A 22,932-nucleotide genomic window follows, 5' to 3' on the forward strand; every position below is an offset into this window, starting at 1 on the left:
CCCGGTTGTCACCGGGCGATCGGAACATCTTTTCATCGCTGGGTGGGATGCATCGCGGGGTGCCGTTTGAAAAGAGCGGCAGGAAGCAGTAGGTTCATGCCGAAATGGAAAAGGTAGCCAACCCGACCGGATCCGAAGGCCGCGCCGCCGGCGCGAGCGAAATCACGTCTTTCCCGCTCGACAACCTCGCTCTCCTTCGTGCTTTTGTCGCTGTCGTCGAACTTCAAAGTTTTACCGCGGCCGGAAAGCGCCTGAACGTTGTTCCGTCGACCGTGTCGAAGCACATAGCGGCGCTTGAACAAACCTTGTCTTGCCAGCTCGTCGTGCGAACCACCAAGACGCTGTCGATCACTGAACTCGGCACGCGTTTTTACCGCCGTTGCCTCGTCATCCTGCATGAAGTCGATGAGGCTGAGATCGAGGTGAGCGACTATAAGTCGGCTCCACAGGGCTTGCTGCGGGTATCCGCTCCCGTCACGCTGGCGACCCACGTGCTCGCGCCAATCTTCTTCCGGTTTAAGCGGCTATATCCGAAGGTGACCCTGGAACTGTCCCTGACGCCGGCCAGTCGCGATCTGGTCGCATCTGGAACCGATGTCGCGATCCGCATCAGCAGCGGCCTCGACCCGAACCTCATCGCGCTCAAGCTTGCGCCGAACATGCGCCTATATTGTGCCTCACCGGCCTATCTCGAAGCGCGCGGCATGCCGGCTACGCCGGTTGATCTTCACGAGCATGACTGCGTTGTGGTTCGCAGCATTCAGCAGTCATCGAGTTGGCCTTTTCAGACTGCAGATGGGCGCGTGGAGCACGTAGTGGTGTCAGGCGGCCTGTCGGCTGACAATGTAGAACTGGTTGCGCAGGCGGTGCGAGCTGGGCTCGGCGTCGGGCATCTCTCACGCTTTCTGGTCGAAGACGATATCGCGAACGGACGACTGGTCGAGCTGTTTCCCGGGAACCGGGTCGTCGAAAGCCATATCTATGCTGTATATCCGGAGCGCCGGAACCTGGCATTGAAAACGCGCGCCTTTGTCGATCATCTGCGCGAAGAATTTCGGAACCCTCCTCCATGGGCCCTGTGATCTAGGCAAATTGGAGGTGGAAAATCTGGCGCTTTGGAGCGCCACCTTCTCGACGTGATCCTTCGTGATTCGGCACAAACCTTGTGCCGGTACGCGATATTGCTGTTGTGACATGATCTCCGCATGACCCTGTCTCGCAACCGCTGGCCGCTCGGTACCGGACACTATCCGGATCGCCGGTTCATCGCACCGTTCCGGAGGGGGTCACGACATGTCGCCACTACGCAGTCTTCACCGCATCGCTGTAAAATCATCAGTCAGCGCGTTCGCTTTGACCATGCCGCTACTGTCAGCTCAAGCTCAGATGCGCGCGCCCGGCCCCGTACCCAGCGACCCGCAGCAGGTGGCTCCGGAACCCGCGTCGACCGGCCTTGATATTGTCGTTACCGCACAGAAGAAGTCGGAATTCCGGCGCGACGTTCCAGTCTCAATAACCGCTGTCTCCGGCTCTGAATTGACACGGAGCAACATCGCGCGGCTGACCGACCTGCCCGCGATCGTCCCCAATTTCACCCTGTCACTTGCAGCGCTGCAGCCGGTTACATTCGTGCGCGGCTTCGGCACCACCGGGAGCTTTTCCTTTGAGCAAGCCGTCGGCAAGTTCGTCGACAATGTGTCGTACGGTCGGGATTTTGACGGCCGCTACCCGCTTTACGATCTAGATCAACTCGAGGTTCTCAAGGGCCCTCAGGTGCTCCTATATGGCAACAGCGCAACTGCCGGCGCGATCAACATCACGACGAAGAAGCCTGGCAGGCGACTGGCGGCGGATGGGTCCGTCGCCTATGAATTCGGCGGCGACGAGATATTGGCGCAGGGCGGCGTAACGGTGCCGATCTCAGAAGGGATGAGCCTGCGTGTCGCCGGCCTCTACCAGCGCCTGAACAAGGGTTGGATCCACAATACGCTCAGCGGCGCCAACGAGCCGAGCTACCGAAATTACGGTGGGCGCGCGACCTTGCGGATCACGCCAAGCCACGACGTGGACATCGTGCTGAAGGCGGAGATCGACCGTACGCGCCAGCTCGGTTCTACCGCCCAGCCGATCGCCCAGGGCGTGCTTCCGACCGCGCAGTTTACGGACGCGGTGCTCGATGATCTCCGAGCCGTGGATTATGATGGCGCTCCCTTCTTCACACACGACCAGAACGCTATCAATTTTGAAACCTATCAGGGGGACATCAACTGGACCTTCGGCCCAGGTACGCTCACCTCGACCACCGCCTATCGTAAGGTTCGTAGCGGCAACACAGAGACCGGCGCCTTTCAGCGTCCGCTGTTGACGATAAGCAGCGGCCAACAATACAGGCAGTTCAGCGAGGAGTTGCGCTTTGCAGGGAGCGTCGGCGCGCTGGACTTCCTCGCCGGGGGGTATTTCGAGCGCAACAATGCGCACATCTTCGGCCTGACGAACCTCAACTTTGCCGCGATCAGCGTGCCAGTGCCTTTGCTGGCGCGCGTGACCACCTACGATCAACGGGTCAGCACCTACTCTCCCTTCGCCCAGTTGACCTATCATCTGACATCCGCGCTGCGGATCTCCGCCGGCGCACGCTATTCGATCATCAGGAAGACGACTGACCAGGCGATGTTTGGCGCTACCTTCGTGCCCAACGCGTCGTTCGAGACGTCACGCGCGCAGGTCGACGGTGCCAACAATCCCGCACTGACGCCGCTGATCCGAAACGTCCTGGGCGGCACGGTCCACGCGTTTACTGGTGTTCAGACCCGGGAAGAACATTTTCAGCCGCAGGTCGTGGCGCAATATGACGTCGCACCGAAGAACATGCTGTTCCTCAAATATGTGAAGGGGGACAAAGCTGGCGGTGTGGATGCCACCTACACCGGCAGCGCGGCCGCGGCGAGCCCGTCCGAGGCACAATTTGCGCCAGAAGAGGCAGAGTCCTTCGAAGGAGGCCTGAAAGGATTGTTGCTTTCGGGTCGCCTGGAATATTCGCTGACGGCCTATAGCACGACCTTCACCAACCTGCAGACGTCCGCCTTTGTCGGAACCGTGTTGTTCGTCACCAATGTCGGGCGTGCAAGGACGCGCGGTATCGAGGCGGAGATACATGCACGGCCGGTTTCCGGGCTGCGCATCAACGCCGCTGCCAATCTTCAGGATGCGAAATATCTGAGCTTCCCCAACGCTCCTTGCACCGTCGCGCAAACGCCGCTCCCGCCAGCGGCCGCGACGCCCTGCTCGCAGGATCTCTCGGGAGCTATGACGCCGTTCAATTCGAGATTTTCAGGGTCATTCGGCACCGACTATGAAATACCCATCGCCGAGTACAGGCTTCTGGGCGGTTGGAATCTTGTCTATCGCTCGCGGTACAACAGTTCGACGAACAACGATCCGTTGGGGGATCAGAAGGCGCTGTTCACGCTGGACGCACATCTCGACGTCAAGCCTGTGCAGGGGTGGTGGACGCTCTCGTTATTCACCCGCAATCTCACCGACGAGAAATACAAGGAATACAGCGTTGCCGCACCGCTCGTGCGCGGCGGGTTCAATACATACCTTTCTCGCGGCCGTCAGATCGGCCTGCGGTTCGGCGCGACGCTGTAACAATCACGCGAAGACATAAGGATTGATGATGAGCAGAAGCGAAGATGATGCAGCTTGCCGCGACCTGGTGGTCCGAGCGCTGCGCGCGCTGGATGAGCGGGATTATAATGGTGTGGCGGGGCGCTTCGCCACAGACGGTGTATGGGAGCGAGGCGGCACCGAGCTGCTCGGACCGCAGGCTGTGCTCGCGGCGCTGGAAAAGCGGCCCGCGGATTTGGAAACGCGGCATCTCACCGCGAATATGATCGTGGACTTCGAGTCCGACCAGGCCGCGACGGTGCGCTACAATCTGCTTGCCTACGCCCAGACCGCAACGCAGGCTTCCCACCTTCACGCCATCTTCGACGCCACAGACACGGTCGTGCGTGAGGGTGAGGGCTGGCGTTTCGCGCGCCGTGCCGTCGCCGCTTCCTTCGCAGTCCGGGACTGACCGGTTATGCCGGCCGAAAAGCCTGTTCCAGTCCGGAGCCAGCGTGCCGAGGTGCCATCCGCGGACGAGTTCCGGTTCTGGCTGCCAGCTCGCACCCGCAACCGTGACACGGATCAGTTCGGCCATGTAAATCACGCCGCAATGGCGACACTGCTGGAGGAAAGCCGCATAGCATTGATCTTTGCGCCCGAACTCGAAGTTGAGACGCAGGGCATCGATCTTCTCGTGGCAAGCCTTTCCATGCATTTTCACAAGGAGTTGCGGGCACCCGGAGACATTCGGATCGGCGCGCGCGTGACCCGGATCGGGTCTAGCTCGCTCGATATCCGCCAGGCGATCTTCGCTGGGGCGACATGTTTTGCCTCGGCGGAAGCCGTCTGCGTGTTCCTCGGGCACGAGACTCGGCTGCCGGCGCCGGTGAGCGACACCGTGCGCAAGCACCTTCTGGGAACCAGCTGACCCAGTAACGACGCATCTGTTCCGTTTCGGCTAAACGGTTTGTCCGGCGGCTCGCCTATGCCGAATGACCATGTGCGCTTATCGTGACTGGCACTTGCACGGCGCCTCCAGTCACAAACAATTACGGGCGCCTTTTGGGAGAGTGGGCGTGGCGACGATCGCAAGCGAATTGAAGGCGGCTCCATTCGCTGAATTGTCAGCCGATATCGCACCGGCTTATCCTACACCGTGGCCGGCGCTGATCGTAACGCGTGCAGAGATACAGGCGGAAGTTGAGCGTCTTCTCGAACTTGACCGCGGTCCCGGTCAGCAGCGGGCGTCGGAGGTTGTCCACCCTAGCTCGATAGACACGGGGCATGCGGTCACGCCGGGCCTTGCGATCGCGATCAACGTGCTTCGGCCGGGGGAGGAAATCGAAATGTTCCGGGACAACGCGACCCGGGTAGAATTCATCCTACGGGGCGAAGGCTCCGTGACTGTCGGGGCGAGCAGCTTAGCCCTCGCCAAATGGAGTGTTGTTTCTCACCCCTCCATGTTGAGGCGCGCGTACCGCAACCATGGACGTGAGCCATTGGTTTGGCTCAGCTACTCCAACACTGCCTTGCTCAAGCGACTAGGCAATTACTATTCGGATGACAGAATGTCTGTCCCGAGACCGCCACGGTCCGAGCGAAGCGAGATTGAGCAGCGCTACGTTGCCAAGAACGCGCCGGATTTCGCCATTTTAAGCGACGGCGCGCGCCTGCGCGGCTATGAGTTCGTGACCGACATTGAAGTGGTAGAAAACAAGCCACTGATCTGGCCGTGGAGCGAAACGTCGCCGCATCTCGCGGCCGAGAATGGCGACGGCAAGCGAAACCTTCTCTTGTTGGTCAACCCTGCCACCGGTCGCCGCCAAGGGACGACACACAGCTTCTTCGCTGCGCTGTCGCGCATCCCCGGCGGTATCAATCGTCCGGTGCCGCCTCGTGGCCACAAGCACAGTTCGTTTGCGGTAAATTACCATTTCGAAGGCGCGGGCGAGAGCATCGTCGACGGCAAGCATTATGAGTGGGAGGCCGGCGACCTCATGCTGTCGGCGCCGGCATGGGGGGAGCATGCGCACGGCATGAAAATGACCGGTGCTTCGGTTCTGACGGTGCAGGATCATCCCTTTCATATGGCGATCGGATCGCTGATCTGGCAGGAAGAGATGGACGGCCCCATTCTCACGCTTGGCTCCGAAGAGGGGCAGACTGGTTATGTCGGACCGCGCCAGATCGGCGACTGACTCTGATTCATAGTCGACGAACTTCAGCGCTATGAGCTGCCTTCGCGGCGGCCGCGCGCGCATATTCCGTCGACGTACGCGATGCCCGTTTCAAAAGGGATGACGCCCCAATGGACGGCCTGATGCAAGCGTGGTCGCTCACGCTTGACAAGATATTGACGAATGCCGCTCGGGTCTCGGGCGATCGTGCGATCGTCTGGCGCGATGCCGACGGCGAGGTCAAGACCAGCACCTATCGTGAAGCACTCGTGGGTGCGCATGGCTTTAGCGCAGCGTTGTTGGCGCACGGCGTCGTGTCGGGCGACCGGGTCGCAACGATGATGTGGAACAACTACGACCACCTCGTGGCGTGGTATGGGGTCATGGGTATTGGCGCTATCGTACACACGCTCAATCCACGCCTCCATCCCGACCAGATTGCGTGGATCGCTCGGCATGGTGGCGCCCGCGTCCTGGTGGTCGAGAAAGAGTTTCTCGGATTGTTGGGAGCGATCGCTGATCGCTTGCCGGATCTGGAACTTGTCGTAGTGTCCGACGGTCCGGGGTCCGCCACCAGGATCGGGGCTGCCTCATGCATTGGATATGAAGAATTCGCATCGCAAACTGCGTCGGTGCTGTGGGGCGATTTCAACGAGGAAGCCGCTGCTGGGCTTTGCTATACCTCCGGCACTACCGGTGATCCAAAGGGCGTGCTCTACAGCCACCGCTCGAACTTCATCCACGCAATGTCAGTTAACCAGCCCAATGGCTTGGCAATCGCTGCCAAGGACGTCGTCCTTCCCGTCGTTCCAATGTTCCACGCCAATGCGTGGGCCCTTGCTTTTGTTGCGCCTATGGCCGGGGCTGAACTCGTCCTGCCCGGACGGCAGCTCGACGGCGCGTCCCTCGTCGAATTGATCAATGCGCGCGGCGTCACCATCGCGGTGGGCGTACCCACCGTCTGGGAAGGGTTACTCAGCTGTCTTCGCGAGACCGGGAAACGCGTCCCATCGTTGCGCCGGATTGTGGTCGGCGGGTCCGCTGTATCGGCCGGCATCGTCCAGGAATTTGGCGATAGTCACGGGGTCGAGGTGGTCCACGCCTGGGGCATGACCGAGATGTCGCCGCTTGGTACGATCACCAGCGCGGTTCCAAGCGCACCCCAGTTGCCCCCATCCGAACGGCTGGCGCGAGCCCTTCGACAGGGAGGTGCCCTGTTCCCCGTCGAAGTCGAGATATTCGACGAAAATGGTGAACCTTGCCTGCACAATGACCAGAGCGCCGGCGCGCTAAAGGTAAGAGGTCCAACCGTCGCCCGCGCATATTTTGGGGCCGCCGCAACAATCCTCGACGGAGCTGGATGGTTCGACACGGGCGACATCGCCGCCATTGATGGTTCGGGCTCGGTGCGCTTGGTCGACCGAGCCAAGGACGTGATCAAGTCGGGCGGTGAATGGATTTCATCGATCGAGCTGGAAAACCTCGCCATGACTTGCCCGGGCGTTCGCCGCGCCGCTGTCGTTGCAATCGAGGATGAACGATGGGGCGAGCGCCCGTTACTCGTGATCGAAACTGATGGCGAGCTCGGGCCAACCCCAATCCTGATTGTTGAACATCTGCGCGACTGCGTGCCGAAATGGTGGCTGCCCTCGCATTTCGCCTATTGCGAAATCCCGATCGGCGCGACCGGTAAGATGGACAAGAAGGCTTTGAGACAATGCCTGGCCTCCCCGGATGCCCCGGAAATTGTACTCATCTGACCGACCTCTCAGCATATCGAACTGTGGCTTGTAACGGCTAGAGCGAGCGCGCCACTTCGTCGAATTCGAGCCTCGGCAAACGTTCAAAGACCATCGCCGGGTCGCCTTTCCCGATACTGCAGATGAAATTCGTCCGCCAAGAAGATCCTTCAAAGAACTCAGCGTCGACCTTGCCAGCGTCAAAACCGGACATCGGGCCGATATCGAGCCCGACGGCGCGCAGCGCGAGCATGAAGTAGGCGCCTTGCAGCGTGCTATTCCGTAGAGCCGTCGATTCACTCACAGCGGGATTGCCGGCGAATCTCCCCTGCGCGTCCGGGTTGTGGGGAAAAGTCCTCGGCAGCTCGGTGTAGAATGTCGTATCATAGGCGATAATTGCCACCACCGGCGCGGACATGACTTTACCGACGTTGCCCGGCGCGAGTGCTGGCCTTAGCCGCTCTTTCGCTTCCACGGATCGGAGCAGCACAAGTCGCATGGGCTGAGTATTCATCGAGGTCGGGCCCCATTTCGCGATATCGTACGCCGCGCGTATTTCCTCCTCGCGGACCGGACCGTCGCGCCAGCCATTTTGCGAGCGCGCGTCGTTGAACAGTCGTGCCAGCATGGCTTCATCCGCGCGCATTGGCATATTCCCTTCTGGTCGAATTTGCTCTGGTTGCGAGACGGGCATCGCCTTGCGGTCGCCCCGGGCTACGGAGGTCAGGCCGCGAAGGCCTCCGCCGGTACCGAGTACAACACCCCCGCCGACGCCGTCGCCGCTGCCTTGAGGCCGAGCGCCTCGGGCACGATCTGCGCGACGTAGAAAGCCGCTGCCGCACGCTTCATCGCGGCGAACGCATCGTCCCCCGTCGCAGCCCGGCCCTGACGCTCCATCAACCAGCCGCAGGTCGCGACCGACAGCATGGTCAGGAAGGGATAGCTCGCCGCAAGCTTGTCGTCAGCGTCCGCCGTGGCCAGCGTGTGACCGATCGCGTCGCAGACATCGATCAGATCGCGCAGGCCCGCATCCGTCACCTCGGCGCGCATGTCGGCGATCAGCGCCGCAAAGGCCCCGCCATTATCCAGCCCCAGCTTGCGCCCGACCAGATCCGCGGCCTGAATGCCGTTGGTGCCCTCATAGATCGGCGTGATGCGCGCATCGCGGTAGAACTGCGCCGCGCCGGTCTCCTCGATATAACCCATGCCGCCATGGACCTGCACGCCGATCGAGGCGACCTCGCAGCCGATATCGGTGCCATGCGCCTTGGCCAAAGGCGTAACCAGTTCGAGCCGCATATTGGCCGCCGTGTCACCCAGACCCGCGCGATCGACCTGCCCCGCGGCGTAATAGACCAAGGCCCGCGCCGCCTGGGTCTGTGCCTTCATGCGCAGCAGCATGCGGCGGACATCGGGATGCTCGATGATCGCGACCGGCGTGCGGGCGGGCGAGCCGGCGCGCGCCGACTGGATGCGATCGCGGGCATAGTCGACCGCCTTCTGCGTCGCGGCTTCCGCTACCTGCACGCCCTGCAGGCCGACATTCAATCGGGCATTGTTCATCATCGTGAACATCGCGCGCATGCCGCCATTCACCGGACCGATCAGCTCGCCGATGCAATCGTCATTGTCGCCGAAGCTCAGTACGCAGGTCGGCGAGGCGTGCAGGCCCATCTTGTGCTCGATCGACACCACGCGAACATCGTTGAAGTCGCCCGGCGAACCTTCCGCATCGAGGCGGTATTTCGGCACCAGGAACAACGAGATGCCGCGCGTGCCGGCTGGCGCATCGGGCGTGCGGGCAAGAACGAGATGAACGATGTTGGGCGCCATGTCGTGGTCGCCGAACGAGATGAAGATCTTGGTGCCCTTCACCTTCCACGTCCCGTCGCCGACTGGTGTCGCCTGCGAACGCAGCGCACCGACGTCGGAGCCGGCCTGCGGCTCGGTCAGGTTCATCGTGCCGGTCCATGCGCCGGTGGCGAGATGCGGCAGGTATAGCGCCTGCTGCTCCGGCGTGCCGTGATGGATCAGCGATTCGATCGCGCCGACGGTCAGCGTCGGGGCGAGCGCGAAGCCCATATTCGCCGCGCCGAGCGTGTCGAGCACCGCCGTCTGCAACGCAAAGGGCAGCCCCTGGCCCCCAAATTCTTCCGGCACGCCGATCGTGCCCCAGCCGCCCTCGACATAATCATGATAGGCCTTGATGAAGCTGGCCGGCATCTTCACCCCCTCGGGGGTCCATTTCGGCCCGGCGGTATCGCCCTCACGCAGCAATGGCGCCCATTCGCCCGCCGCCAGCGCGCCCGCACCCTCCAGCACGGCGTCGACCACATCGGAGGATGCGGCGGCGAAGCGTTCGGTTTCGGCGAGCGCGGCGATGTCGACGACATGGTCGAGCACGAAGCGCTGATCGGCAGTTGGCGGCACAAAGGGCATTAAGGGGTTCTCACGAAGGTTCATTGGCTGGCGGTAGATTAGAACGCGACGCGATCACTGCCCTTCAGCTCGAGGATCACTCGAGCTTCGGCCGGGGTTGCGACCTCAAGGCCCAGCCCCTCAATGATCTTGCGCACCTGCGTCACCTGCGCCGCATTGGTCTCGGCAAGCCTGCCAGCGCCGAGCCAGAGAGAATCCTCCAGCCCGACCCGGACGTTGCCACCCATCGCTGCGGCCATCGCTGCGATTGGCATCTGGCTGCGACCGGCGCCAAGCACCGACCAGCGATAGTTGTCACCGAAGAGGCGGTCCGCTGTGCGTTTCATGTGCATCACTTCGTCAGGGTGCGAACCGATCCCCCCGAGCAGGCCGAACACGGTTTGGATGAACAGCGGCGCCTTCACCAAACCCTCCATGTAGAAATAGTGCAGGTTGTGCAGATGGCTCGTGTCGTAGCATTCGAATTCATAGCGAGCGCCAGTCTCGTTCAGCGTCTCTAGTGCATATTGGATGTCGGCAAAGCTGTTCTTGAAGATCACGTCGCGGGTGCTTTCCAGCATGGCTGGTTCCCAATCGTGGCTGAATTCCTTGAAGCGCTTGAGCATGGGAAAAAGCGCGAAATTCATTGTGCCCATGTTGAGGCTCGCGACCTCCGGTTTCCACACTGACGCCGGGCGCAGCCGCTCTTCGCGCGTCATTCCCGGCGCACCTCCGGTGGTGAGGTTGCACACCACGTCGGAGCGCTGCTTGATGCTGCGCAGGAAAGGCTCGAATGCCTCGGCCGACTGGTCAGGCCGTCCATCGAGCGGGTTTCGCGCATGGAGATGCACGATTGCGGCACCGGCCTCCGCTGCGCCGACAGCGGCATCGGCAATCTGCTCCGCCGTGATCGGCAGATGGGGGGACATTGACGGCGTATGAATCCCGCCCGTGATGGCGCAGGTGATGATGACTTTGCGAGCGGGCAAGTTCTTGCTCCTGTAAACGGCGGCTATGGCCGACCGCTATCGTGCGATTGATGCCTGAAGGTTCCGATCAGCACGGCCGCGACGAGGGGGCCGATTGCGAAGAACAACGAGACTTCGGCACGCGTCATGCCATGCTTGAACATCACACCGGCAAGCGCTGGCCCGGCCGCGCTGCAGATCCGCGCTGCGCCCATCACCAAGCCGATACCGGACGCGCGCAGCGCAGGCGGGAAGGTGTCAGCCATGATCGAGTAGAGCATGCCCGTTGTGCCGGCGAGGCAGAAGCTCAGCGCACCTGCCGACACGACGAAAAGCGCTATCGTTGGCGGCGCGAGGCCTACCGCCGCCAGCGAAACAGTGGCGCCGGCCATGGCGGTCGCGGCCACTTTGGTCGGCGCGAAGCGAGACGCAAATATTGCAAAGCCAACGCCCCCGAGCAGGCCGAGCACGCCCGCCAGCGCCGAAACGAGGCTACCCTGAGAAGGGGTGAACCCTGCATCGACCACCAACTGCGGAAGCCAGTTGAGAATATAATAGGAAGCGGTCGCGATGAGGATTGTTGTCGCCATCAGGCGCAGAACGATGTTGATGATGCCGGTGGCGAATAGCGAGCGATAGCCGGTAGCCGTCTGGTCGGTCGCGGCTGGCAGCTCGGTCATTGCCGGTTGACCGAGCCCGGCCAACACACGGTTTACCCGCGCCAGAGCGTCTGGTCCGCGACGCGCGACGATGAAAGCGGGAGATTCCGGAAGGGCAATCGCGACCAGCGCGAAGAGCGCCACACCGGACAAAGAGGCGCTGAGGAAAACCCAATGCCACGTCGCGCTTTTGAGAATTGCGGCGGCGCCCAGGCCCCCCAACACGCCCCCCAGTGGAAATCCGAGCGTCGCAACCGCAGCAACCGCGACCGAGCGCCTGCGAACGTTGGTAAACTCCGCCGAGATCAACGTCGTCATTGCCACCATGACGCCAATCCCGATCCCAGTCAGCAGACGCGTCGCAATGAGCAGCGGTACCGAAGTCGCTGCCGCCGAGAAACCGGCACCCGCCGTGAGCAGCAGGATCGCACCAAGCACGACCTTTTTTCGGCCGAGCCTGTCTGCGAGGGGAGACAGCAGGATCGCACCCACCGCCATGCCGGCCAGACTGCTCGCGAGCAGCAGGCCAATCACATCCTTGCCGAGGTGCCATTCCCGGGCCAGGGAGGGAGCTACGAACGACATCGACATGGCGTCGAAGCCATCCAGTCCGGCCAGCAATACCGCCGTAATCAGGACCAATATCTGCCGCGCGCGGATCGGTGCCTCATCGAGCGGGTTCGCGCGATGCTCAGCCAACGGCGTTGCTTTCATGCCAGTTCCCTTTGGAAGCCGAGCCTTGGACCAGCATTTCCGGCACGACGTCGACCAACGCCGCGCCCAGCTGTTCGCAGATCCGGCCTCATGCTGCCTTGACGCGGTTTTCGATCGCGCCAATCCCCTCGACCTCACAGCGAACGACGTCGCCGGGCTGAAGGAATTGCGGTGGCTGCATACCCACGCCGACGCCCGATGGCGTTCCAGTGGCGATCAGGTCGCCCGCGTCGAGCGTGAACGCCGTGGAGAGATAGGCGATCTGCTGCCATATATTATAGACGAGTTCGCTGGTGTCGCTGTCCTGGCGTACCTCGCCGTTCACCAGACAGCGCAGTTTGAGCGCGTGCGGATCGGCGATCTCGTCTGCCGTGACGATCCAGGGGCCGATGGGGCCGTGCGTGTCGAACGATTTGCCCATGGTGAAGGTTGGAGAGTGCCTCTGCCAGTCGCGAGCCGATACATCGTCAGCGACGACGTAGCCGAATACGTGATCCTTCGCCTGTGCCTCGCTCACAGCCTTTGCAGGGCGGCCGATCACGACGCCAAGTTCCACTTCATAATCGAGTTGCTCGGAAACACCCGGGTCGATGTCGTCGAACGGGCCCGCGAGGCAACTGGTCTGCTTGTTGAACCAGAACTGGTTGGTCGGAGTCGGCACGCCTAAACGCTTCGCCTCCGCGATATGCTTGGCGTAGTTCATGCCGATGGCGAGATACTTTCCGGGCCGCTCGATCGGCGCGAGCAAGCGGATATCGGCAAGGTTGAATGCGTCCGCGCCCTCGTCGGCGAGTGACTGGACCTTCTCGAGCGCTGACGCGCCGCCGGTGATGATCGAGAGCATGGTCGGAAACTCGTTCGACAGCGACAAGAGCGGAACGACCCGGTCTTCGCGACCGCTTTGCAGCACGCCGAGTCTGGCAGTGTCACCATCAGCGTAACGAAGCAGCTTCATTCAGATTTCCTTGTTCGCGTGGCGAGGAGCCGCGCAGGGGACGGGTCTCGTTGTCCTGCGCGGCCAGCCGGTCAAAATCGCGTTGAGATGCGTGCGCCATAGGTGCGCGGCGGCGCGATGATCGAGACGATCAGATTGGAGCCAGGGACAGGGGTTCCATAGACCTGGGACTGATTGTTGCCGATGTTCCGGATGAAGGCGCCGATAACATATTTGCCGTCCTTCGCGCCGAACGAAATCGAGGCGTTCGAGACCCAACTATGATCGACATATTCCTGCGGGATATAGTCGAAGCCCGAGTAGCGCCCGGAGCGGTACTGCGTGTCTGCGCTCAGCACGAACTGGTTGTCGCCCATCGGAATTGTCTGCTGCGCGCCGAGGTTGACCGTCCATTTTGGCGAGTTGATCCCGGTTTTGCCGGAGCAGTCGACCGTGAACAAGGCGCCCGATGGCGTCTGCGTGCACCCCGTGAATACCGGAGCCGGCGAGGCATAGGTAAAGCTGTTATATTTGGCGTCCAGATATTGCACGTTCGCGCTGAGGATCGTGTTGCGCGTGAGCTGGCCGCGCACTTCGAGTTCGGCACCCTTGATGGTGGAGCGCCCGACATTGGCCGTGATGATGCCGAGCCGGCCTGTCGGGTCAATGCCGAAATAGGTCAGCTGCTGGTCGCGATACTTCCAGTAAAAGGCTTCAGCGTTGATCTGAAGGCGATTGTCGAAAAACCGGTTTTTCGAACCCAGCGTAAAGGCAGTGATATTTTCGGGATTATAGGTGTTGAAGGCATTGAACCCGCCAGCGCGATACCCGGTCTCGACGCTTGCATAGAGTAGCGAGCGAGGGCCCACATCGAGCTCGATTGCGCCGCGATAGGTTACTTTGCTGGTATTGAGTCGGCCGCCGGGGAAGGTATCTGAGCGCGCCACCAGAACACCGGGGGCAGCCACGACTGTGCCACCGCTTGTCGCGGGCGCGAACGGCTGTTGCGCGAGCGTTGCGGTGAACGGAAGAAGCGGGGCCGTGGGGCATGCAGCGGGCACGGCGCAAACCACAGCAAGTGCTGTATTCTGCGCGTTGGAATAGCTCTTGTGATCTTCAGTGTAGCGCGCGCCACCCGTGAAGCGCAGCCAATCGGCCGCATGGATTGTCAGCCGTCCATAGCCGGAAGGCGAGTGGGTAGTGAAGCGACCATAATTGAAGTTTGCAATCGAGCCGGCCGAGTTGTGGACGTCGTCGTCGATCTGCTCGCTGAAATAATAAGCGCCGACGATATAGTCGAGCCACTTGCCGCCATTGCTAACGAGACGCGCCTCTACCGAATACTGGTTGGCATCCTGCGTATTTGCGATTTCCTGCGCAGATTCCGTGCTGAGATTCTGCTTTCGGGCATGACGCCAAGCGGGGATCACGCTGAAAGTGCCGATCGAGGTTTGCCAATCGACATGATAGGCGATCCCATAAACGTCGTTGCGCTGGAATGGCCGCACGGCAAGGACGTCGAGGTTACGACCGGCGAGCCTTCCGGCGGTTCCGTTGGCGGTTCGATACGCCTGTGCAGCTGCCGTAAAGAGGCCTTCATTGACGGGAAGCCCGGCGGGCGTGACGACGAACTGCCCAGTGGCCGGGTTGAAGGCATATTTGCCGACATAGTTCGATCCGCCACCCTGACCGCGCTGCTGTGCATAATCGCCTTCGATCCGTACGGTCAGTGTCGGGGTCAGCTTCACTTTCAATTGGGCCCGGAAGCCGGCAGAATCGTCCGTCTGCGTCCCATCGCGAAGGTAGCCGTCATGTCGGGTGTAGGTTCCCGAAAGCCTGAAACCAGCCTTGTCGCCCAGTCCGATATTGATCGCACCCTCGGCCTGGACCTCATTATAGTTGCCATAGCTCGCCGAGGCATAGCCCGACGTTTCACCGACGTGCGGCTGGACCGGCAGAATATTGATCGCGCCCGCCGTTGCGTTGCGGCCATACAAGGTTCCCTGGGGGCCCTTCAGCACTTCAACGCGCTCCAGGTCGTAAAAGGTACCGAAGGTCGCGCTCGAACGACCGACATAGACGCCGTCATAGTTGTAAGCGGCGGCCGGGTCGCTGCTCGCGACGAAGGAGAAATTACCGACCCCGCGGATGAAGATGAGGTTGCCCTGACCGCTGCCCGCGACGATGAGGGAGGGCACCAGCTTGCCGAGACTGTCGATCCCGCGAACACCCGAATTGATCAGATCCGCGCCCGATACCACGGCAACCGGCACGGCGGCTTTCTGAAGGTTTTCGCCGCGCTGCTGCGCCGTGACGATGATATCCTGCAAGCCGCTTCCATTAGCGGCGGGTTCGGACGCTTCTGCCTGGCCCACCTGCGCGGGCCCCTGTGGCGACGTCGTCGAGGCGGCGGTACCGGATTGCGCCTGCGCGACGGCGGCGGTCGGCGACACCAGGGCAGCCGCTGAAAGCATCAGCCAGGTCTTGCGAGAAATCGACATATCCCCTCCTTCTGCGCCGCCTTATTAGCGGCTTTGTCCGATCGATCGCTCCGTGTTGGGCGAGTCTTGTCCGGCGCCGGCTGACGGACCTGTGATCCGCGCGGTCGATGCTGGTCGATGAACCCGCCATGCAATTGACCGCCGACAGCCGATAGATGGCATTTAACCGAGGTTGTTACCTGATCGGTATCGGCGTGCCTCTCGGCAGAGTTTTCGTCTGATGCGGCAAAGAGGCACGCTACCGGCTCAGATAATGATTTAACGTTGGCCGAAGTGACGGCTTCAAGCGCTGCCGCGAAGTTTGTGGACGTAGGTCGATGCGGCCCGCTTGGCGAGATCATCCAGAAACTCGGCTGCCGGCGTGAGCGGGATATTCGCGCGGCGCACAGAGCAGATCGTCGGCGCCTTCGAGACTTCGCTGACCGCAATGCGTTCCATCAGCCCAGTCGCGCGGATGATTTCCATCCATTGTTGCGGGACGGGCGCGAGAAGATCCGAGGTTGCTACGATCACGGCAAGATTCATTGCTGAGGACGCCTGCATCACGATGCGGGGAGGCGGAAGACCCGCCGCAACGAACACGCTGTTCACCTCGTTATCGCTGTCGATCGCCATCGGGGTTGTCACCCAGGAAGCGCCTACCAGTTCAGCGAGGGAGGTAGCCGAACGTAGAGGATGACCCCGTCGCGCAATGATCATCCGCTCGTTTTCGAAGAGGGTCTCGATCAAGAGTGCGGGATCGGCAAAGCCAGGTGAGACAGGCCCATAATAGAGCTCGACCAGGCCGTCGCGGATCTCGGTTTCCAACATCGGGAGTGATCCCTCGACGAGTTTGATCCGGATATTGGGAAATCGCACGTGAAAGCGGTTTACGATCGTTGGCACCATCGCGATGAGAGCGGCGCTGGAGCATCCGACCGTGATGATGCCGCGATCCTCACCCTTCAGATGCTCCATTTCCTCAAGCGTGCGGGCGAATTCGGCCTGAATCGCCTTTGCGCGTCGGACAAACACCTCTCCCGCGCGCGTGAGTGTCATACCGAACTTGTTGCGCTCGAACAGAACCACGCCCAGTTCCTGCTCAAGCTCCTTGATGCTCCTGGACACGGCCGGCTGCGCGAGCCCGAGATGCCGGGCGCCGGCACGCAAACTTCCACGCTCGACGACGGCGACGACATTGCGCAGATGATGCAGTTTCATGACCGTTCCATAACTACGCTTGACGGGAGCATAAGCCCTATACCTCGTTGGTAACAACCTCGTCTAATTCGCATCTCCTAGCAAGCCAGTCCCTCCGCTAGGACCGCACGAGGCAAGCGGTATCGATATGGGTCGAAATGGCCACTCGCATGCACGCCGTCGCCAAGGGAGGATGACCGAACATGTTGCACGGTAGCGGAGCAGGTGAATCCGGCAGTCGCCAGAGTTCTGCCGAGAGCATCAGCGACCGATCCGAGATTCGCGACCTCCTTGAAAATTGGGTGATCTGGCGCGACGCGGGTGATTGGGAACGGTTCGCCACCGTGTGGCATGAGGACGGTCGCATGGTCGCGACGTGGTTCCGAGCGAGCGCTGCGGACTTCATCGCCGGGTGTCGCAAGGGGTTTGAAGCGGGAATGGTAGGCCTTCATTCGCTCGGCGGAACCAGCATCGACGTGCAAGGGACACGTGCTGTGGCGCAGTCGAAAATGCAGATTGTGCAGCGGGGAACGTTCGATGAACTCGAAGTCGATGTGACCTGCCTGGGCAGGTTCGTGGACGCGTTGGAGAAGCGCGACGGACGCTGGGGCATGGTGCTCAGGCAGCCTGTTTATGAACTGGATCGCATGACGCCGGTGGATCCAGCCGCCAAATTCACGCTGGACGCCGAGTTGCTCGCTTCTTTCCCCCGCGGTTACCAGCACTTGGGCTACCTCCAGACAAAGCTCGGCGTCACGGTTGACAGGAATCTCCCCGGCACGAGAGGTCCTGAGATCGAGGCATTGTGCGCGCGCATGAAACTCTGGCTGGGCGGCGCCAGCAACGATTGTCTCGCATCATGAGCACGCTTTGCAGCCAGGCTCCAATATGCGCGTCCGGCCGAGGGAATGCGACATGGGGCTGAAGCGCCTTACTAACGAAGTGTCGCTGATTCCCGGCTTGGTGAACATCTATGTTCTGGAGACCGTCGACGGGCTGGCGATCTTCGACACGGGGTTCCCCGGAGCACTATGCAAAATCCTCCGCGGCGTGAACGCACTCGGCAAAAAGCCGAGCGACATACGCCACATCATTCTGAGCCATTGCCACCCGGATCACATCGGCAGCGCTGCAGCGTTGAAACGGGAGACGGGCGCAACCGTCTGGGCGCATCCCATCGACGCGCCGATGATCGAGGCTGGCACCACCATGCGGCCGCCGATGACACCCTCACCCGGACTGCGGAACAAGATCGTCGCCAAGTCAATCGCGGGACGCGTGAAACAGGTTGAGCCGACCAAGGTCGATCGGCTGCTCGAAGATGGAGACAGCCCATTCTTCGCCCCGGACATGAAGGCAATCCACGTGCCCGGCCACTGCGCGGGGCAGATCGCGTTCCTGTGGCAGAGAAATGGGGGCATGCTGTTTACGGCTGACGCCTGCATCAACCGCGGGGGCCTAAAGCTCGCAATCGCGACCGAGGACCCGCAGCTTGCGCTCGCCAGTCTCGACAAGCTCGCCAGGTTCGATTTCGAGAAAATCTTCGTCATGCACGGCAAACCGATCATGGCGGGTGCGGATGAGGAACTTCGCCGAACCGAATTCGACACCTTCCCAAAGAATCGAAAGGCATAAGTAATGGCTTGTATCTCAACCGCGCTCGTTGTTGGCGGCAGCATCGCCGGGATGAACGCCGCGATCGCGCTGGCGCGGCAGGGCGTCAAAGTTGACCTTATAGAGCTTGCGGAACAGCCGCTCGGGGCGTCGCTGGCTTTTGCCGGTCGTGCCGCCGAAACGCTGGTTGAGCTTGGGATCTATGACGAGGTCCATGCTACGGGCACGCCATTCGGGCCTGATTCAACAGCGGCCTCGATGCACGATGCCACGGGCAGGATGGTCAGTGCTGGCCCTAAGCGGCCGACATGGGAGGGTGCGGTGGACGCGGTCGCTGTGTATCGACCGGTGTTTCTGGACGTCGCCGGGCGCGAGGCCGGACGGCTCGGCGTCCGTATCCGCAAGGGCGTGACCCACCAGACGATCGACGACGGCGAAGATGCGGTCACTGTTACGTTCACCGATGGCGAAACCGGTCGTTACGATTTGCTCGTCGCAGCTGATGGCATCAGTTCGAAAATCCGCGGCCTGATCTTCCCCGAAGCGCCGAAGCCGCAATTTTCCGGACAGCTCAGCATTCGCTGGATGGCGCCTGGGCCCCCCATCGAGGGCGAGGGATGGTATCTCTCGCCGGTCGGCAGGCTGGGCTTTTATCGCCTACCGCAGAATTTCGTGTACGTGCCCGCCGTCATCGCCATGCCTGAGTGGCGCTGGCTGACCGACGATGACGTTCGCACGATCTTCCTCGACCTGCTCGACTCAATGACCGCGCCGGCGATCAGGGAGCTACGCAGTCGTGTTACCGACGAATCGGAATTCATCGGCCGCCCGTTCGAATGGATCATGGTACCGGGCTCCTGGTTCAAGGGAAGGGTTCTACTGATCGGCGACGCGGCGCACGCGACCAGCGCCCATATGGGCATGGGCGGCGGCATGGCGCTTGAGGACGCCGTAGTGCTGGGCCAAACGATCGGCGCGGCGGCGACGCTTCCTGCAGCCCTCGACGCGTTTATGGCGCGTCGTTTCGAGCGCGTGAAGCTGGTCGTCGAGACCAGCGTGAAGCTCGGCCAGCTCGAGCAGCAAGGCGCACCTCCCTCCGAGAACATGGCCCTCCTCACCAAGGCCTTTGCGATGCTCGGTGAGCCTTATTGATGACAAACCCGCTCGAAACCGAGGTTCTTGTCGTCGGGGCGGGCCCGGTTGGACTCGCCGCGGCGATCGAGCTTGGTATGCGCGGCGTTCGCGTGCTGCTGGTGGAGCGAAATGCGCGGGTGGGCTTTGCCCCCCGTGCCAAGACCACAAATGTACGGACTAGAACGCATCTGCGTCGCTGGGGCATTGCAGATCGGCTTGCGGCGAAAGCGCCGTTCGGAATCGATTACCCGAACGACATGGTCTTCGTAACGCGACTGTCGGGGCAGGAGCTCGCTCGCTTCCCCGACGCGTTCAACGCTTCGCCGGTGCGCTCGCCGCTTTATCCGGAACACGCGCAGTGGATACCGCAATACACGCTTGAGAAGGTAATGCTGGAGAAGGCGCATTCGCTGCCCGGCGTCCAGATTATGTTCAACACCAGTTTCGATACCGCTGAGCAGGATAATGGGCAGGTCGCCGCCACCTTGCAATCACCGGGCGGCGCGCTTCGGATCGTCTCTCGCTATCTGATCGGGGCTGACGGCGCGCGTAGCAAGGTGCGAGACCTGATCGGGGCCAGGCTTGAGGGACGCCACGGTCTTTCACACCACTATAATATCATTTTCCGAGCGCCGGGCCTCGCCGAGGCACACGATCACGGCCCTGCGGTCATCTACTGGCAGATCGGTAAGGACGGGTTCAGCGCGATCGGCCCGATGGACAAAGGAGACATCTGGGCCTTCATGCCGGGCGGCGCGAAGGCCGGCGAAACGCTGTCGGACGAAGAAGCTGCGGCGCTGATCCGCGAGCGGACCGGAATTGACCTCCCTTTCGAGATCCTCAGCGCGGACTCATGGTCGGCAAGCGAATTGATAGCCGATCGCTATGCCGACCGGCGAATCATCCTAGCCGGCGATGCTTGCCATCTGCATCCACCGGCCGGCGGATATGGTATGAATATGGGCGTTGGCGACGGCGTCGATCTGGGCTGGAAGATTGCCGCGACCCTTCAAGGCTGGGGCGGAACTGCACTTATCGAAAGTTACGAGGCCGAGCGTCGGCCTGTCCACCGTGCAGTGATCGACGAGGCGATGGCGAACTATGCGATCTACGTCGCACCGCCACCACCCGAGATCGAGGACGACACGCTCCAGGGAGAAGCAATCCGCGCCAAGGCCGGAGCGGCCATCCAGGCATCCAAGGGACGCGAGTTCAATACGCTAGGGACGGTGCTGGGCCTTTGCTACACGGGCTCGCCGATTATCGAGAGCGAGCACACACCCGCCCTCGTGCACGATAGCCAGATCTATACACCGGAGGCCCGCCCCGGATGTCTGGCACCCCATGCCTGGCTTGCCGATGGGCGCTCGCTATACGACCTGTTCGGTGAGGGCTTTGCGCTGGTCGTCGCTGACGATGCCGAGCTGACCGAGATCGAGAAAGCAGTCGCCGACGCGCGCGATTTCGGCGTCCCGCTGGCAGTCGTTCGGCCAGCAGGCGTGCCTATCGCGTCCCTTTACGGTGCGCGCCTTACTTTGGTTCGGCCGGATCAGCATGTCGCTTGGCGCGGCGATGATTGGACGGGGGCACTGAAGTGCGCGACCGGGCAGAATGCGCCCGTGGTGTCAATATGATCTGCCTGGCCGAAGAAGCTGGGCCGTGGATTCCTGTGATGCCACAGCACAGCCGCCTCGTGGCTGGTTTACCGGGCGCGGGAAGGGGATGGCACGCCGGCGTCCACCTCGAGCATATCGAGACGAACGTTTTCCTGGAAGCGCTCGCGGAGAGCCGTGTGACGATTGCTACAGGCGTGCCCCCGTATGGGCCAAATCGCGGGCTGCTTGGCTTTACCGAGCTTTCCGGTGGCCTCGATCGACTGCCGCGCTGGAGCTGATGACCTGCGCATCCACGACAAGTTGCAAACGAACATCAAGGAGGGACATCTCATGGCAGGAACAGACAGCCGATCGCCGATCACGAGGGCCATCGACTTGGAGTCGGTGCGGTTCTCCGCCCCCGATCTCGACAAGATGCGTGAATTCCTGACCGACTTCGGCATGATTGAAGTCGCAGGTAGTGACGATGTGCTGCGGATGAGGGGGACGGGGGACGTCCCGTTTGTGCATGAGACAGTGCGCGGCGACGCTGGCTTTGCTCGCCTCAGCCTGCGTGTGCCAGGGCTCGCCGATCTCGAGGCTCTCGCCAAAGTCGAAGGGGTCGCTATCGAAGATGCTGAGGGCGTTGGCGGCGGCCACCGCGTCCTGCTGCGCGATCCCGACGGTTTCGAGGTGGAAGCCATTGCGGGTAGGAAGCGTGCGGAAGTCTTGCCGGACATGCCTACCTCGCCGTGGAATGTTGCTGCCCGCCGCGAGCGGCATGGCGTGGCCAAACGGATTCCCGCACGCGCCGCGCAAGTTGTCCGGCTTGGTCACGTCGTGCTGGGCGTGTCGGACATGACGAAGACCTGGGCATGGTGGCAAAGCCGCTTTGGCCTGCTCGTCTCCGACGCGGTTCGCGCCCCAAATGGCGATCTCGCTGCCCTGTTCATCCGATGTGACCGCGGCTCGGAACCGGTAGATCATCACACGCTGAATTTTGCTTCGGTCCCCGGGATGCCGCCGAAATTCCATCATGCGGCGTTCGAAGTCGCGGATTTCGACGACCTGATGGTCGGAAGCCAATATCTCGAAACGAAGGGCTATCGGCATGATTGGGGCGTCGGACGGCACATCCTTGGCAGTCAGGTGTTCGACTATTGGCGTGACCCCTGGGGGCACCGCGTCGAACATTGGACGGATGGCGACCTGTTCGATGCCAGCGTGCCTGCCAACGTTACGGATCTGCCGACGATGCTGGGTCACCAATGGGGGCCGGCAGCTCCCGCGGATTTTGTTTCTTAGCAGCGCAGCCTCTTGGGAGGCGCGCCTCGTCCCCGAACCTGGCCGCATCTCTTCAGCAAAATAACTACCGGCGCGCGCCAACGCCACATTTGTGCCGAAGCGCTCATACCTCGAGCGCGTGCCTACACGCAGGAGTTGGATGAGAAAAACGCCCGCCAGTAGCAGTACCGAAATCGGCAAGCCTATCCGTTGTGAGGCGAAGTGGGCCTCGATCGAGAAGGAGCGGGGCTGAGGGCGTGCGCTGCCAACACAGGCTTATGGCAGAGTCCGGCGCTTGACGAAGAGGGCCCCGCGGGCTCGCCGACGCCGGCAGGCGACGCCGGAGAACCCGTTCTTGTGAGCGCGCCTGTGGGCGCGGTCGTTGCCGCCGCGCTCGTCGCGCA

At 61.9% G+C, this 22,932-nt stretch carries 19 protein-coding genes; 12 read left to right on the top strand and 7 right to left on the bottom strand.

Annotated features, from left to right (window positions below; translation table 11 throughout):
• Positions 1-104: 104 nt before the first annotated feature.
• The 6 genes from U1839_RS00610 (at position 105) to U1839_RS00635 (ending at position 7,549) form a co-directional block, all read left to right on the top strand.
• Positions 105-1,082: a LysR family transcriptional regulator gene (locus U1839_RS00610; protein ID WP_332801732.1), complete on the top strand. Its 978-nt coding sequence runs from the start codon at positions 105-107 to the stop codon at positions 1,080-1,082.
• A gap of 211 nt (positions 1,083-1,293) precedes the next feature.
• Positions 1,294-3,651 (top strand): TonB-dependent receptor, encoded by a 2,358-nt coding sequence (locus U1839_RS00615; RefSeq protein ID WP_332801733.1) that lies wholly within the window; start codon positions 1,294-1,296, stop codon positions 3,649-3,651.
• Between the two features lie 28 nt (positions 3,652-3,679).
• A complete protein-coding gene (locus U1839_RS00620; protein WP_332801734.1) occupies positions 3,680-4,081 on the top strand; it encodes a nuclear transport factor 2 family protein in 402 nt (133 codons plus the stop codon).
• Between the two features lie 6 nt (positions 4,082-4,087).
• Positions 4,088-4,540, top strand: a complete 453-nt coding sequence (locus tag U1839_RS00625; protein ID WP_332801735.1) for an acyl-CoA thioesterase — start codon at positions 4,088-4,090, stop codon at positions 4,538-4,540.
• Positions 4,541-4,688: 148 nt separating this feature from the next.
• On the top strand, positions 4,689-5,810 hold the full coding sequence (locus tag U1839_RS00630) for a cupin domain-containing protein (protein WP_332801736.1): 1,122 nt from the start codon (positions 4,689-4,691) through the stop codon (positions 5,808-5,810).
• A 110-nt stretch (positions 5,811-5,920) separates the two neighbouring features.
• Positions 5,921-7,549: a long-chain-fatty-acid--CoA ligase gene (locus tag U1839_RS00635; RefSeq protein WP_332801737.1), complete on the top strand. Its 1,629-nt coding sequence runs from the start codon at positions 5,921-5,923 to the stop codon at positions 7,547-7,549.
• 37 nt (positions 7,550-7,586) lie between these two features.
• On the opposite strand, the gene U1839_RS00640 is transcribed toward U1839_RS00635, so the two are convergent.
• The 7 genes from U1839_RS00640 to U1839_RS00670 all read right to left on the bottom strand — a co-directional run bounded on the left by U1839_RS00640 (position 7,587) and on the right by U1839_RS00670 (position 16,922).
• Positions 7,587-8,174: a malonic semialdehyde reductase gene (locus tag U1839_RS00640; protein WP_332801738.1), complete on the bottom strand. Its 588-nt coding sequence runs from the start codon at positions 8,172-8,174 to the stop codon at positions 7,587-7,589.
• 77 nt (positions 8,175-8,251) lie between these two features.
• Complete coding sequence (locus U1839_RS00645; RefSeq protein ID WP_332801739.1) at positions 8,252-9,967, bottom strand: acyl-CoA dehydrogenase family protein; 1,716 nt, start codon at positions 9,965-9,967, stop codon at positions 8,252-8,254.
• A gap of 38 nt (positions 9,968-10,005) precedes the next feature.
• On the bottom strand, positions 10,006-10,935 hold the full coding sequence (gene kce / locus U1839_RS00650) for a 3,5-dioxohexanoate:acetyl-CoA acetone transferase (RefSeq protein ID WP_332801740.1): 930 nt from the start codon (positions 10,933-10,935) through the stop codon (positions 10,006-10,008).
• Between the two features lie 23 nt (positions 10,936-10,958).
• Entirely contained in the window at positions 10,959-12,287 is a 1,329-nt protein-coding gene (locus U1839_RS00655; protein WP_332801741.1) for an MFS transporter, read from the bottom strand.
• Positions 12,288-12,375: 88 nt separating this feature from the next.
• Positions 12,376-13,242 (bottom strand): fumarylacetoacetate hydrolase family protein, encoded by an 867-nt coding sequence (locus tag U1839_RS00660; protein WP_332801742.1) that lies wholly within the window; start codon positions 13,240-13,242, stop codon positions 12,376-12,378.
• 71 nt (positions 13,243-13,313) lie between these two features.
• A complete protein-coding gene (locus U1839_RS00665; RefSeq protein ID WP_332801743.1) occupies positions 13,314-15,722 on the bottom strand; it encodes a TonB-dependent receptor in 2,409 nt (802 codons plus the stop codon).
• Positions 15,723-16,004: 282 nt separating this feature from the next.
• Positions 16,005-16,922, bottom strand: coding sequence for a LysR substrate-binding domain-containing protein (locus U1839_RS00670; RefSeq protein ID WP_332801744.1), 918 nt, complete (start codon positions 16,920-16,922; stop codon positions 16,005-16,007).
• A gap of 182 nt (positions 16,923-17,104) precedes the next feature.
• Between U1839_RS00670 and U1839_RS00675 the strand changes: the two genes are divergently transcribed.
• The 6 genes from U1839_RS00675 to U1839_RS00700 are packed head-to-tail and all read left to right on the top strand — an operon-like array spanning position 17,105 to position 22,549.
• Complete coding sequence (locus U1839_RS00675) at positions 17,105-17,764, top strand: nuclear transport factor 2 family protein (RefSeq protein WP_332801745.1); 660 nt, start codon at positions 17,105-17,107, stop codon at positions 17,762-17,764.
• A 52-nt stretch (positions 17,765-17,816) separates the two neighbouring features.
• A complete protein-coding gene (locus U1839_RS00680) occupies positions 17,817-18,536 on the top strand; it encodes an MBL fold metallo-hydrolase (RefSeq protein ID WP_332801746.1) in 720 nt (239 codons plus the stop codon).
• Positions 18,537-18,587: 51 nt separating this feature from the next.
• On the top strand, positions 18,588-19,667 hold the full coding sequence (locus U1839_RS00685) for an FAD-dependent monooxygenase (RefSeq protein ID WP_332801747.1): 1,080 nt from the start codon (positions 18,588-18,590) through the stop codon (positions 19,665-19,667).
• A complete protein-coding gene (locus U1839_RS00690) occupies positions 19,667-21,283 on the top strand; it encodes an FAD-dependent monooxygenase (protein WP_332801748.1) in 1,617 nt (538 codons plus the stop codon). The genes U1839_RS00685 and U1839_RS00690 overlap by 1 nt, the downstream gene beginning before the upstream one ends.
• Positions 21,280-21,543, top strand: a complete 264-nt coding sequence (locus U1839_RS00695; protein WP_332801749.1) for a hypothetical protein — start codon at positions 21,280-21,282, stop codon at positions 21,541-21,543. The genes U1839_RS00690 and U1839_RS00695 overlap by 4 nt, the downstream gene beginning before the upstream one ends.
• Positions 21,512-22,549 carry a VOC family protein gene (locus tag U1839_RS00700; protein ID WP_332801750.1) on the top strand — a complete coding sequence of 346 codons (1,038 nt, stop codon included), beginning with the start codon at positions 21,512-21,514 and terminating at the stop codon, positions 22,547-22,549. Before U1839_RS00695 ends, U1839_RS00700 begins: the two co-directional genes overlap by 32 nt.
• The last annotated feature ends 383 nt before the right edge of the window (positions 22,550-22,932 follow it).

Origin of the sequence: Parasphingomonas halimpatiens, assembly GCF_036663795.1 — a bacterium.
Lineage (GTDB): Bacteria > Pseudomonadota > Alphaproteobacteria > Sphingomonadales > Sphingomonadaceae > Sphingomonas.